Raw genomic sequence first — 13,302 nt, forward strand, 5'->3', positions numbered from 1 at the left:
CTGCATCGACTTGTAACAAGCGTTCGAGTGCCGCTACGTTCACCGACGACTCGGCATCCCGTGCCGCAGTCGTCGCTCCAGTCACGCGAAAGGCAACCGCATGCTCTCCGGCAATGGTCGTCACCGACGCCCCCGCCAGGCCCCGGCCCTGATCGTCGCGGCAGGAGTCGCAGGATCGGCCATCGCCATCCCGCTGCTCGGCGCGACCAGCGCGAGCGCGGCGGACACCGCCACGTGGGACAAGCTCGCGGAGTGTGAGAGCGGCGGATCCTGGAGCGCGGACGCGGGCAACGGGTACTACGGCGGACTCCAGTTCTCGCAGCAGGTCTGGGAGGAGTACGGCGGCCTCGACTTCGCGCCGAGCGCCGACCTGGCCAGCCGCTCGCAGCAGATATCCGTCGCCGAGAAGGTTCTTGACGACCAGGGCACCGACGCCTGGCCGAGCTGCGCGCCCATCGCCGGCCTCACCGAGGACGGCGCCGCCGCCGACGTCGACCCCGGCGCTCCGATCACGACGATTCCTTCCGAGGAGCCGACGGACGCGACCGAGCCCGGTGACGGTGAGTCGACCGAGTCGGGTGAGCCGACCGAGTCGGGTGAGCCGACCGAGTCGGGTGAGCCGAGTGCGTCGCCCAGCGAGTCGGCCGATCCCTCGGACGGCACCAAGTCCTCCGAGAAGCCCGATGCCGACGACCAGGCCGACGACGAGGCGCGAGACAAGAATCACGACGAGTCGGGCAAGCCGGACGACTCGGCCGACTCCGGTGACACCACCGACTCGCCCGACTCGGACAAGTCCGGGCAGGACGACGCCACTTCCCCCACCCCCACCCCTTCCGCCGGTGAGGGCGAAGGCCGTCACCGCGGCGACAGCGCGGACGACAAGCCCTCCGACGGCGCCTCTCGCGAGGGCTCGGGCCGGCACGCCTCCCGTGGCGACGAGCGTCAGCAGGACGGCGCCGACGGGACGTACACGGTCCGCTCGGGAGACAGCCTCTGGGGCATCGCCGACGACCTCGACGTGAAGGGTGGGTGGGCCGAGCTGTACGAGGAGAACGAGAAGTCCGTCGGCTCCGACCCCGATCTCATCCTGCCCGGTCAGAGCCTCGATTTGGGCGAAAAGTAGGGGTAGTTGGCGAGTCGTTTTGCGCTTGATGTCCCAATTGGCGCAAGTGAGAGATGGGTCTCAGAAGCCCTGATCGTCTTTGAGTTTCGGCCGATCGCATGACTACGGTCGTGACCGCTCGCCACAGCGGGCCCCGCCGGTCGGTACGCCGAGTCCTGCCAACGGCCGTTCGGGAACAGTCGTCGCGTAATGCGCCGTAGGCAGGAGCGGGGGAACCAAGGTTTCCGCCGGGCCCGGCCGTTGAGCATCGCGAGAGCGATGCGGAGAGACGGACGGGATCGGCTAGGGGTTAAGCCGCGCTCAGGAAGCGCGGCCGGGCAACTTCATCGGCCCGAACCCGACAGCTCACCTCGCAGGCGTCGGTGAGGGGATCACTCATGCTGTTTTCCAGCAAGGGCAAGCACCGCCGCCCGTCCAAGGCCACCCGCGTCGCCACGCTCGCCGGCGTCACCGGTGTCGCAGTCGCCGCCCCGCTGATGGCGGCCGGCTCGGCCTCCGCCGCGACCAACTCCGAGTGGGACGCCGTCGCGCAGTGCGAGTCCGGCGGCAACTGGTCCATCAACACCGGCAACGGCTACACGGGCGGCCTGCAGTTCTCGTCGTCCACGTGGGCGGCGTACGGCGGCACGAAGTACGCGCCCACCGCCGACAAGGCCTCCAAGGCCCAGCAGATAGAGATCGGCGAGAAGGTCCTCGCGGGCCAGGGCAAGGGTGCCTGGCCGAGCTGCGGCGTCGGCCTGTCGAGCGCCTCCAACGAGGGTGGCGGTGCGCAGGAGAGCGCCCCGCAGCAGACCCAGGAGCAGCAGCAGCCGCAGAGCAAGCCCAGCGCCCAGACCGAGCAGCCGCAGCAGGCCGCTCCCAAGGCCGAGGCCCCCAAGACCGAGTCGAAGAAGACCGTCGAGACCCCGACCGGCAAGAAGGTCAAGAAGGGCGACGGCGAGTACAAGGTCAAGAAGGGTGACACCCTTTCCAAGATCGCCGAGGCCAAGGACGTCAAGGGCGGCTGGCACAAGGTGTACAAGCTCAACGGCGACATCATCGACAACGCCGACATGATCTACCCGGGCCAGCAGCTCCACCTGAGCTAGTTCTGGCGGGGCGCCTCGCGGTCTTGTTCGTCTGCGGGTGCTTCGTGGCTGGTCGCGCCCACGCGGCGGAGCCGCATATGTCACAGCCCCGCGCCCCTTCGGGGCGCTACCCCGTCCCCACGGGTCCACCCCGCCCCGGTGCGCGTATCCCCCGTACGCACCGGGGCGGGGTCCGTTTGTCCCCACACGGACCCCACTGCTTTGTTCCGTTCGGAAACATTTTGCTCTCGGTTTGTCCACAGGGCGGTCGGTCGGCTGGCTCTTGTCCGGGAGCCGGTTAGGCTCGTGTCCGCGAGGCCAACGCCCCGCGTACCGCGTCACATCCCAGAAGGAGATGCTCGTGCCGTCCATCGACGTCGTCGTAGCCCGGGAAATCCTGGACTCCCGAGGCAACCCCACGGTCGAGGTCGAGGTCGGCCTCGACGACGGCAGCACGGGTCGTGCCGCCGTTCCGTCCGGTGCGTCCACCGGTGCTTTCGAGGCCATCGAACTCCGTGACGGTGACCCCAACCGTTACCAGGGCAAGGGCGTGGAGAAGGCCGTCCTCGCCGTCATCGAGCAGATCGGCCCGGAGCTCGTCGGGTACGACGCGACCGAGCAGCGCCTGATCGACCAGGCGATGTTCGACCTCGACGCCACCGACAACAAGGGCTCGCTCGGCGCCAACGCCATCCTCGGCGTCTCGCTCGCCGTCGCGCACGCCGCGTCCGAGGCCAGCGACCTGCCGCTGTTCCGCTACCTGGGCGGTCCGAACGCGCACCTGCTGCCCGTCCCGATGATGAACATCCTGAACGGCGGGTCGCACGCCGACTCGAACGTCGACATCCAGGAGTTCATGATCGCGCCGATCGGCGCCGAGTCGTTCTCCGAGGCCCTGCGCTGGGGCACCGAGGTCTACCACACGCTGAAGAAGGTCCTGAAGGACAAGGGCCTGTCCACCGGCCTGGGCGACGAGGGCGGCTTCGCCCCGAACCTGGACTCCAACCGCGCCGCGCTCGACCTCATCCTCGAGGCCATCAAGCAGGCCGGTTACGTCCCCGGTGAGCAGATCGCGCTCGCGCTCGACGTCGCCGCGTCCGAGTTCTACAAGGACGGCTCGTACGCGTTCGAGGGCAAGTCCCGCTCGGCCGCCGAGATGACCGAGTACTACGAGGAGCTCGTCGCCTCGTACCCCCTCGTCTCCATCGAGGACCCGCTGTTCGAGGACGACTGGGCCGGCTGGAACGTCATCACCGAGAAGCTCGGCGACAAGGTCCAGCTCGTGGGCGACGACCTGTTCGTCACCAACCCCGAGCGCCTGGCCCGTGGCATCGAGGAGAAGTCGGCCAACGCCCTTCTGGTGAAGGTCAACCAGATCGGCTCGCTGACCGAGACCCTGGACGCCGTCGAGATGGCCCAGCGCAGCGGCTTCAAGTGCATGATGTCCCACCGCTCCGGCGAGACCGAGGACGTCACCATCGCCGACCTCGCCGTCGCCACCAACTGCGGCCAGATCAAGACCGGCGCCCCGGCCCGCTCCGAGCGCGTCGCCAAGTACAACCAGCTCCTGCGCATCGAGGAGATCCTGGACGACGCCGCGGTCTACGCCGGTCGTTCGGCGTTCCCCCGGTTCCGCTTCGCGGACTGATAAGCACAGCAAGGGCTGAGCCGCTTCCCGGGCCCCGGCTCGGGCTGCGGCGCCTGAGGAGTTACCTACGTCCCCGTACTCGGTCCCGTACCGTGTGCGGGGACGTACGTACGTATCGGGGAGGCGGCACACATGGCCGTGAAGGACCGCGACCGGTTCTCCACCGCGACCAGGCTGCGGCTGCTCGGCGAGCAGACCGCGGAGCGTGTCTACCGCTCCCAGACCAAGCGCCAGGCACGCCGCTCCCGGCTCACGGGACGCGCGGCGCTCCTGGCGCTCGTGCTCTGCTCGCTGGTCGTCGCGCTCGCCTACCCGATAAGGCAGTACGTCTCCCAGCGCGCCGAGATCGCGGACCAGCGCAAGGAGCAGGCCGAGCGCCGCGAGAACGTCGAGAAGCTGCGGGACGAGAAGGCCCGCTGGCGGGACGACGCGTACGCGGAGCAGCGCATCCGGGACCGGCTGCACTATGTGATGCCGGGCGAGACCGGGTACACGGTGGTCGACCCCGAAGCGGCGAAGAAGCAGCGCACCGACCAGGGCGCGGCCGCCAGGCCCTGGTACTCGAACGTCTGGGACGGCGTCGACAAGGCCGACCGCCCGGCCGACGACTGAGCACCGCCCTCCCCCTGCCCGACAGAACTTCTACGGAACCGATCGAAAGACAGGCATGGAAACGCCCCCGCCGACCACCCCGCGCACCGAGCCCACCGACGCCGACGTCGAGGCCTTCAAGCAGCAGCTCGGCCGTCCGCCGCGCGGCCTGCGGGCCATCGCCCACCGCTGCCCCTGCGGGCAGCCGGACGTCGTCGAGACGGCGCCGCGCCTTCCGGACGGGACGCCGTTCCCGACGACGTACTACCTGACGTGCCCGCGAGCGGCTTCCGCTATCGGCACCCTTGAGGCCAACGGCGTCATGAAGGAGATGTCGGAGCGGCTGCAGACGGACCCCGAGCTGGCCGCCGCGTACCGCGCCGCGCACGAGGACTACATCGCGCGCCGCGACGCCATCGAGGTCCTGGAGGGCTTCCCGAGCGCGGGCGGCATGCCGGACCGCGTGAAGTGCCTGCACGTCCTGGTCGGCCACTCCCTGGCCGCGGGCCCCGGCGTGAACCCCCTGGGCGACGAGGCGATCGCGATGCTCCCGGAGTGGTGGGCCAAGGGGCCGTGCGTCACGCCGTGCGCCGATCAGGAGCCCGCGAAGTGACCCGCGTCGCCGCGATCGACTGCGGTACGAACTCGATTCGCCTGCTGGTGGCGGACGCGGACCCGCAGACCGGCGAACTGGTCGACCTTGACCGGCGGATGACGATCGTCCGCCTCGGGCAAGGGGTGGACAAGACGGGCCGCCTCGCCCCCGAGGCGCTCGACCGCACCTTCGCGGCGTGCCGCGAGTACGCCGAGGTCATCAAGCGCCACGGCGCGGAGCGCATCCGTTTCGTGGCGACCTCCGCGTCCCGCGACGCCGAGAACCGCGACGACTTCGTACGCGGCGTCCTGGACATCCTCGGCGTCGAGCCGGAGGTCATCAGCGGTGACCAGGAGGCCGAGTTCTCCTTCACGGGCGCGACGAAGGAGCTGAAGGGGAGCGACCACCTCGCCAAGCCCTACCTCGTCGTCGACATCGGCGGCGGCTCCACGGAGTTCGTCGTGGGCGACGACCACGTACGCGCCGCCCGCTCCGTCGACATCGGCTGTGTACGCCTGACGGAGCGGCACATCCGCTCCGACCCGCCCGCGCCCGCCGAACTCGACGCCGTCCGCGCCGACATCGAGGCCGCACTCGACCTCGCCGAGCGGACGGTGCCGATCCGCGATGCGGGCACCCTGGTCGGCCTCGCGGGCTCGGTGACCACGGTCTCCGCGATCGCGCTCGGCCTCGACGCGTACGACTCCGCGGCGATCCACCACTCCCGCGTCTCGTACGAGCAGGTCGCCGAGATCGTCGGACGCCTGAGCCGTGCCACGCACGACGAGCGGGCCGCGATTCCGGTGATGCATCCGGGGCGTGTGGATGTGATCGTCTCGGGCGCGCTCGTGCTCCTTTCGATCATGGATCGGACCGGGGCGCGGGAAGTCGTCGTCAGTGAGCACGACATCCTCGACGGCATCGGCTGGTCCATCGCCTGAGCGCGTCATGTAGCGTCCGAGCGGCCGTCGAGGGGCCTGGAGGGCCCCTCGACGACATGCCGTCGGGAAACTTCGTGAAGTTCTTCACAAGGAAATCGCGTCAGTTGGACGATGTTCAGGGGTTCCGGCCCCCTGAAAGTGACCCCACAGGGCGCCGCGACCCACGACAGTGAAGGTTCGCGAGTGTGTCCGGAGTGTGAACCGGGCGGGTGGTCCACTGGCCCTCGGAGGCCAGAGCGGCAGCTCACAAGGGGTGCACAACGTCCCGGGTCATCGCGTGGTTCCCCTGGGGCGCTATGGCCTGTGTCACGTGGGCGGCGAAGTGTAGCAGAGGGGCTACCCATGCTTGTGAAGGGGCGCACGAGCGACCCCCGTCGGGCAGGTGGATACTCGATGGCATGAGCACCACGGAGCGTCCCAGGATCCTCGTAGTAGGCGGTGGGTACGTAGGCCTGTACGCAGCTCGGCGCATCCTCAAGAAGATGCGCTACGGAGAGGCGACCGTCACGGTCGTCGACCCCCGGTCGTACATGACCTACCAGCCCTTCCTCCCCGAAGCCGCAGCCGGCAGCATTTCGCCTCGGCACGTCGTCGTCCCGCTGCGACGCGTGCTGCCCAAGGCGGAAGTTCTGACCGGCCGGGTCACCACCATCGATCAGGACCGGAAGGTAGCCACCATCGCCCCCCTCGTGGGCGAGGCGTACGAGCTGCCCTTCGACTACCTGGTCATCGCGATGGGCGCGGTCTCCCGCACCTTCCCGATCCCCGGCCTCGCCGAGCAGGGCATCGGCATGAAGGGCATCGAGGAGGCCATCGGCCTGCGGAACCACGTGCTTGAGCAGCTGGACAAGGCCGACTCCACGACGGACGAGGATGTCCGCCGCAAGGCGCTGACCTTCGTCTTCGTCGGCGGTGGCTTCGCGGGCGCGGAGACCATCGGTGAGGTCGAGGACATGGCCCGCGACGCGGCCAAGTACTACAACAACGTGAAGCGCGAGGACATGCGCTTCGTGCTCGTGGACGTCGCGGACAAGATCCTTCCCGAGGTCGGCCCGAAGCTCGGCCAGTACGGCAAGGAGCACCTCGAGGGCCGCGGTGTCGAGGTCTACCTCAAGACCGGCATGGACTCCTGCGTGGACGGCCACGTGGTGCTGAACAACGGCCTGGAGGTCGACTCCAGCACCATCGTGTGGACCGCCGGTGTGAAGCCGAACCCGGCGCTCGCCCGCTTCGGTCTGCCGCTCGGCCCCCGTGGCCACGTCGACACCCAGACGACCCTCCAGGTCCAGGGCACCGACTACATCTGGGCCGCGGGCGACAACGCCCAGGTGCCGGACATGGTCGGCCGCAAGGCAGGCAACGAGAACGCCTGGTGCCCGCCGAACGCCCAGCACGCGCTGCGTCAGGCCAAGGTCCTCGGCGACAACGTGATCTCCGGCATGCGGGGCTTCCCGCAGAAGGAGTACAGCCACGCCAACAAGGGTGCGGTCGCCGGTCTCGGCCTGCACAAGGGCGTCGCGATGATCGTCATGGGCAAGATGAAGATCAAGCTCAAGGGCCGTCTCGCCTGGTACATGCACCGCGCGTACCACGGCATGGCGATGCCGACGTTCAACCGCAAGATCCGTGTCTTCGCCGACTGGACGCTCGCGGTCTTCCTCAAGCGCGAGGTCGTCTCGCTGGGCGCCATGGAGACGCCGCGCGAGGAGTTCTACGAGGCCGCCAAGCCCGCGCCGAAGCCCGCAGCGGCCAAGGCCGAGCCGGTCGCCGCCGGGTCCGAGGAGAAGGCCAAGGCCTCCTGACCTCCGGTCGCTGAACAGCCCGAAGGGGTCGCCCGCCATCCGTGGTGCGGGCGGCCCCTTCGGGTTTTCGCGCCTTATGTACGTGTTAGTTACATGTATTTTGCCGATCCGTGACGCCGCAACGGGACTGCGGGAGCGCCCGGTTGGTGTTTACGTGGTGTTGAACCTATCCGGGATATCCCGAATCACGGAGGTGTGCACCATGCCGGACGCCGCACTGCGGCTGAAGAGCCTTGCCGAACAATTGCTGGGAGCCCCGCTCCCCGTGCGTATTCGTGCCTGGGATGGTTCCGAAGCAGGACCGCCGGGCGCCCCCACCCTCGTCGTACGCAACCGCCGCGCCCTTCGCCGCCTCATGTGGAAGCCGGGCGAACTGGGTCTGGCCCGCGCCTGGGTGGCCGGGGACCTGGACGTCGACGGCGATCTGTACGCCGCGCTCGACCGGCTCGCCGGATTCATCTGGGAGCGCGACGAGGACGCCAAGGGCCTCAGGGAGTCCCTGCGCGACCCGGAGTTCCGCGCTGCGGCGCGCACCCTGGTGGGCCTCGCCGCGCCGTTCCTGCCGCCGGCCCCGCCGCCGGAGGAGATGCGCAGGCGGCGCACCCTCCACCTGCACACCAAGGGCAGCGACCGCCAGGCCATCAGCCACCACTACGACGTGGGCAACGACTTCTACGAGCTGGTACTAGGCCCCTCGATGGTCTACTCGTGCGCCTATTGGGAGTCCGAAGGATCCACCCTGGAGGATGCCCAGCGCGACAAGCTGGAGCTCATCTCCCGCAAGCTCGCCCTGAAGCCCGGCATGCGCCTCCTCGACGTCGGCTGCGGCTGGGGTTCCATGGCCATCCACGCGGCGCGCGAGCACGGCGTCACCGTCGTCGGCGTCACGCTCTCCCAGGAGCAGGCCGCGTACGGCAGGAAGCGCATCGCGGAGGAGGGCCTGACCGACCGGATCGAGATCCGCGTCCAGGACTACCGCGACGTGCGCGACGGTCCGTACGACGCGATCTCCTCCATCGGTATGGCCGAACACGTCGGTGCCGAGCGGTACTTGGAGTACGCACACGACCTGCACGCCCTCCTCAAGCCCGGCGGGCGGCTCCTCAACCACCAGATCGCGCGCCGGCCGCAGGCCGACGAGTCGGCGTACGAGGTGGACGACTTCATCGACGCCTATGTCTTCCCCGGCGGCGAGCTCGCGCCCGTGGGGTCCACCGTCGGGCTCCTGGAGCGCGCCGGGTTCGAGGTGCGCGACGTGGAGGCGATCCGTGAGCACTACGCCCTCACGCTGCGCCGCTGGGTCGCCAACCTGGAGGCCCGCTGGCCGGAGGGGCAGCGGCTCACGTCCCCGGGCCGCGCCCGCATCTGGCGCCTCTACATGGCGGCGTCCGCGCTGGCCTTCGAGCGCAACCGCATCGGCGTCAACCAGGTCCTCGCGGTGAAGACCCCGGAGGTCGGCACCTCCGGGATGCAGCTGCGCGCCCGCGACTGGCGGTAGGGGGCACGTGCACGAGCGGGGCCCCGGACGGTGAAGGTCCGGGGCCCCGCTCGTGCACGTGCCGCTGTCGGCTACTCGCTCTTGATCGCCGTCAGCGGGTTCAGCCTGGCGGCGCTGCGGGCCGGCCACATCGCCGCGAGGACGCCCACCAGGGCCGCGATGCAGAGGAAGATCGCGATACGGCCGACCGGGATCTCCATCGAGTACGTCTTCACGGTCCCGCTGATGCTGCCGCCCGCGGCCCAGCCCATGAAGAGGCCGAGGCCGATGCCGAGCACCGCGCCGAACAGGGAGATGATGACCGCCTCCAGGCGCACCATCTGCTTGACCTTCGCGCGGTCGAGGCCGATGGCCCGCATCATGCCGATCTCGTGCTTCCGCTCGAAGACCGACATGGCCAGGGTGTTGATGACACCGAGCACCGCGATCAGGATGGCCATCGCCAGGAGGCCGTAGAGCATGTTCAGCATCAGGTTGATCGCGCCGGCGATCTCGTTGCTGATCGCGTCCTTGTCCTGGATCTTGATGGCGGGGTTGTCGCCGAGGGCCTTGACGATGGTGTCCTCGGCCTTGTCGGACGTGCCGCCCGCCATCTTCACCAGGACCTGCTCGTCGGTGATCTTCGACAGGTGCGGGTCGACCACGGCGAGCGGCGTGAACAGGCCGTCGATCATCTCGTTCGGCTCGTAGACGCCGGCGATCTTCAGCTGGTCCGTCTTGTCGTCGTCGAACTTCACCGGGACGGTGTCGCCCGGCTTCAGGTTCTTCTCGTCGGCCGTCTTCTTGTCGACCAGCGTGGAGTCACCCTTCAGGGCGGCGAGCGAGCCACTGGTGAAGTCCAGGCTCGCCAGCTTGCCGAAGGCCTTCTCGTCGACGCCGGAGATCTTGCTGTACGAGCCGTCGAGCTCGCCGTAGGCCGTACGCAGCGGGCTGCTCGCCTCGACTTCGGGGAGCTTGTCCAGCTTCTCGCGGACCTCCGGGGCCAGCGGCTGGAAGTTCGCCATCGAGACGGTGTAGTCGGCCTTCAGGGAGCCCGCGGCCATCTTGTTGATCGCGCTGCTCATGGAGGTCGCGACCACCGTCATCGCCGTGATGAGGGTCAGGCCGATCATCAGGGCCGCGGCGGTGGACGCCGTGCGGCGCGGGTTGCGCACCGCGTTGAGCCGGGACAGCTTGCCCGTGACGCCGAACGGCTTCAGGAGCGGGGCGGAGGCGGCGATGAAGGGGCGCGACAGGAGCGGGGTGAGGACGATGACGCCGACCATGATCGTCGCGGCGCCGCCGGCCATCACGTAGTTGTCGTCCATGAAGAGCATGACCACGCCGAGGGCGACGATGATCGAGCCGATGGTGTTGCGGACGACCAGGCCGCGCATGGTGGGCGACGCGTGGACGCTGTTCATCGCGGCGACCGGCGGGATCTTCGCGGCGCGGCGGCCCGGCAGCCAGGCGGCCAGCATGGTCACGACCACGCCGATGATCAGGGCGACGACGATCGTGGTCGGGGCGATGACGAGCGGCCCGTCGGGCAGCGAGGCGCCCGCGGAGTTCATCAGGGACTCCAGGCCCATGGCGACGCCGATGCCGAGCGCGAAGCCGGTCACGGCGGCCACCAGGCCCACCAGGAACGCCTCGATGAGCACCGAGCGCGTCACCTGACGGCGCGAGGCGCCGACGGCGCGCATCAGGGCGAGTTCCTTGGTGCGCTGGGCGACCAGCATCGTGAAGGTGTTGGCGATGATGAAGATGCCGACGAAGAGCGCGATACCGGCGAAGATGAGCAGCACCTGACTCATCGACTTGGTCTGCTCCTCGATCATCGCCTCCTGGTCGTCGGAGAGCTGGGCGCCGGTGAGGGCGTCCGTCTCCTTCGGCAGGATCTTCTCGACCGAGCTCTTCAGCGCGGTCTCGGAGGTGCCCGCCGCCGCCTTCACGTCGATCTCGTCGTACTCGGTCTTGCCGAGGACCTTGAGCGCGGTGTCGTTGTCGAACACCACCAGGCTGCCGCCCGCCAGGACGCTGCCGTCCTCGGTGTCGAAGACGCCGCTGATCTTCGCCTGCTTCACCGGTCCGTCGGTGGAGTAGCGGACCGTGTCGCCGACCTTGTAGCCGGTGCGCTCGGCGGTGCGGGAGTCGAGGGCGAGGTCACCGGCGGACTTGGGGGCCGCGCCTTCGGTGAAGTCGTAGCGGGGGTCCTTGCCGTCCTTGCCGGGGTAGTAGTTGGCACCGTTGGTGCCCCACTCGCCGCCGACGAGCTTGCCGTCCTTGTCGGCGAGCGCGGTGAAGCCCATGACGCCGCCGATCGCCGATTCGGCGCCGGGCAGGTTCCGGGTCTTCTTCAGGAGGGCGTCGGTCAGCCGCGGCGGCTTCTTGGCCTCGCCGTCGTCGGGGGACGAGTAGAAGGAGGAGCCGCCTTCGGGCTGTACGGCGACGGAGACGTGGTCGAAGCTCTTCGCCGACTTGTTCTTGTAGGCGTTGCCGAAGGTGTCGGTGAAGACCAGGGTGCCGGAGACGAAGGCGACGCCGAGCATGACGGCGAGCACGGTCATCAACAGCCTGGCCTTGTGCGCGAGCACGTTGCGCAGGGCGGTACGGAACATGGTCCTGTCCTGGAGAGAGGGCCCCGAAGGGGCGCGGGGCTGTGACATCAGCGGCTCCGCCGCGGGGCGCGACCAGCCACGATGCGCCCGCAGGCAGCACCGGCGGACGCGGCTCGGAGTGCTTGGAGGGCTTAGCTCGTTCGGCCCTTGGCGTCGAAGTGCTTCATGCGGTCGAGGACGCCGTCCGCCGTCGGCGAGAGCATCTCGTCGACGACGCGCCCGTCGGCCAGGAAGATCACGCGATCCGCGTAGGCGGCGGCCACGGGGTCGTGCGTGACCATGACGACCGTCTGGCCCAGCTCCCGTACGGAGTTGCGCAGGAAGCCCAGGACCTCGGCGCCCGAGCGCGAGTCCAGGTTTCCGGTCGGCTCGTCGCCGAAGATGATGTCGGGCTGCGAGGCGAGCGCGCGGGCCACGGCGACGCGCTGCTGCTGGCCGCCGGAGAGCTCGGTGGGCCGGTGCTTGAGCCGCCCGGCCAGGCCGACCATGGTGATGACCTGCTCCAGCCACTGCTTGTCCGGCTTGCGGCCCGCGATGTCCATCGGCAGCGTGATGTTCTCCAGGGCCGTCAGCGTCGGAAGGAGGTTGAACGCCTGGAAGATGAAGCCGATCTTGTCCCGGCGGAGCTTGGTGAGCTGCTTGTCCTTGAGGGTGGAGAGCTCGGTCTCGCCGATCCGCACGGAGCCGCCGCTGAAGCTGTCGAGCCCCGCGACGCAGTGCATCAGGGTCGACTTGCCGGAGCCCGACGGGCCCATGATCGCGGTGAACTCGCCCTGCCGGAAGTCGACGGAGACATGGTCCAGGGCGACCACCTGGGTCTCGCCCTGTCCGTACACCTTCGAGAGGTCCGTGGCGCGCGCGGCCACCGCGGTGGTGCGGGCGGCGAAGGGGGTGGTGGTCACGGGGCGGTGCTCCTGTCGGGACGACGAGTGGGGACGTACTCCATCGTCGTCGCGGATCCGCGCCGTGTAGTCAGCCGCTGTTCCGGTTCCGGGGGCCCTCTGCAGTCGGACCCCGGGCGCCGGAGTCATACCTGGGGATGACCTCGACCCCTGACGCGGGTACCACCCGTCAGTGACCCGCTGACGTGACGGAGGCGGCTAAATTCCGTCATTCCGTCACGGAGGCCGCACAGCGGTGGAAGGGCCTGCGGCATGTACCGATGGGCCGTACCGGTGGCTGATGCACCCTCAGACGTCAATAAAATAAGACAACATCGAGCTGTTGTTCCGCTGTTCGAGGGACGCCTCCCGATAGGGTCGAATCACTTGATGCGGAGCCCACGGCCTGCCCGGATGGTGGAATGCAGACACGGCGAGCTTAAACCTCGCTGCCCCTAGCGGGCGTGCCGGTTCAAGTCCGGCTCCGGGCACCTTCGCTGTCCCCGTGCGCGTCACCTCAACGGTCTGGCACGGGTGTTGGCGTGCACGCCCG

General features: G+C 69.1%; 10 protein-coding genes, 1 tRNA gene and 1 riboswitch. Of the genes, 9 read left to right on the forward strand and 2 right to left on the reverse strand.

Translation table 11 applies throughout. The features are described from left to right. Positions 1-100 precede the first annotated feature (100 nt). The 8 genes from AC5P1C_RS09245 (at position 101) to AC5P1C_RS09280 (ending at position 9,268) form a co-directional block, all read left to right on the forward strand. Positions 101-1,126: a LysM peptidoglycan-binding domain-containing protein gene (locus AC5P1C_RS09245; RefSeq protein WP_493865202.1), complete on the forward strand. Its 1,026-nt coding sequence runs from the start codon at positions 101-103 to the stop codon at positions 1,124-1,126. A 182-nt stretch (positions 1,127-1,308) separates the two neighbouring features. After that, positions 1,309-1,500: riboswitch (cyclic di-AMP (ydaO/yuaA leader) on the forward strand. 3 nt (positions 1,501-1,503) lie between these two features. After that, on the forward strand, positions 1,504-2,214 hold the full coding sequence (locus tag AC5P1C_RS09250; protein WP_493865203.1) for a transglycosylase family protein: 711 nt from the start codon (positions 1,504-1,506) through the stop codon (positions 2,212-2,214). Positions 2,215-2,554: 340 nt separating this feature from the next. Further along, positions 2,555-3,841 carry a phosphopyruvate hydratase gene (gene eno / locus AC5P1C_RS09255; protein WP_493865204.1) on the forward strand — a complete coding sequence of 429 codons (1,287 nt, stop codon included), beginning with the start codon at positions 2,555-2,557 and terminating at the stop codon, positions 3,839-3,841. A 132-nt stretch (positions 3,842-3,973) separates the two neighbouring features. Then, positions 3,974-4,453, forward strand: coding sequence for an FtsB family cell division protein (locus AC5P1C_RS09260; protein WP_493865205.1), 480 nt, complete (start codon positions 3,974-3,976; stop codon positions 4,451-4,453). A gap of 55 nt (positions 4,454-4,508) precedes the next feature. Further along, on the forward strand, positions 4,509-5,045 hold the full coding sequence (locus AC5P1C_RS09265) for a DUF501 domain-containing protein (protein WP_493865206.1): 537 nt from the start codon (positions 4,509-4,511) through the stop codon (positions 5,043-5,045). Next, positions 5,042-5,968 carry a Ppx/GppA phosphatase family protein gene (locus AC5P1C_RS09270; RefSeq protein ID WP_493865207.1) on the forward strand — a complete coding sequence of 309 codons (927 nt, stop codon included), beginning with the start codon at positions 5,042-5,044 and terminating at the stop codon, positions 5,966-5,968. Before AC5P1C_RS09265 ends, AC5P1C_RS09270 begins: the two co-directional genes overlap by 4 nt. Positions 5,969-6,366: 398 nt before the next feature. Beyond that, on the forward strand, positions 6,367-7,770 hold the full coding sequence (locus AC5P1C_RS09275; RefSeq protein ID WP_365863819.1) for an NAD(P)/FAD-dependent oxidoreductase: 1,404 nt from the start codon (positions 6,367-6,369) through the stop codon (positions 7,768-7,770). A 202-nt stretch (positions 7,771-7,972) separates the two neighbouring features. Continuing rightward, complete coding sequence (locus tag AC5P1C_RS09280; protein WP_493865208.1) at positions 7,973-9,268, forward strand: class I SAM-dependent methyltransferase; 1,296 nt, start codon at positions 7,973-7,975, stop codon at positions 9,266-9,268. A gap of 71 nt (positions 9,269-9,339) precedes the next feature. Here AC5P1C_RS09280 and AC5P1C_RS09285 read toward each other — a convergent pair whose 3' ends face one another. Both AC5P1C_RS09285 and AC5P1C_RS09290 read right to left on the reverse strand, forming a co-directional pair. Continuing rightward, complete coding sequence (locus AC5P1C_RS09285) at positions 9,340-11,868, reverse strand: ABC transporter permease (protein WP_493865209.1); 2,529 nt, start codon at positions 11,866-11,868, stop codon at positions 9,340-9,342. A 131-nt stretch (positions 11,869-11,999) separates the two neighbouring features. Continuing rightward, positions 12,000-12,770 (reverse strand): ABC transporter ATP-binding protein, encoded by a 771-nt coding sequence (locus AC5P1C_RS09290; RefSeq protein ID WP_493865210.1) that lies wholly within the window; start codon positions 12,768-12,770, stop codon positions 12,000-12,002. Between the two features lie 387 nt (positions 12,771-13,157). On the opposite strand from AC5P1C_RS09290, the gene AC5P1C_RS09295 reads away from it, so the two are divergent. Then, positions 13,158-13,240: transfer RNA gene (locus AC5P1C_RS09295), tRNA-Leu, on the forward strand. The last annotated feature ends 62 nt before the right edge of the window (positions 13,241-13,302 follow it).

It is taken from the genome of Streptomyces sp. A18, assembly GCF_059026065.1.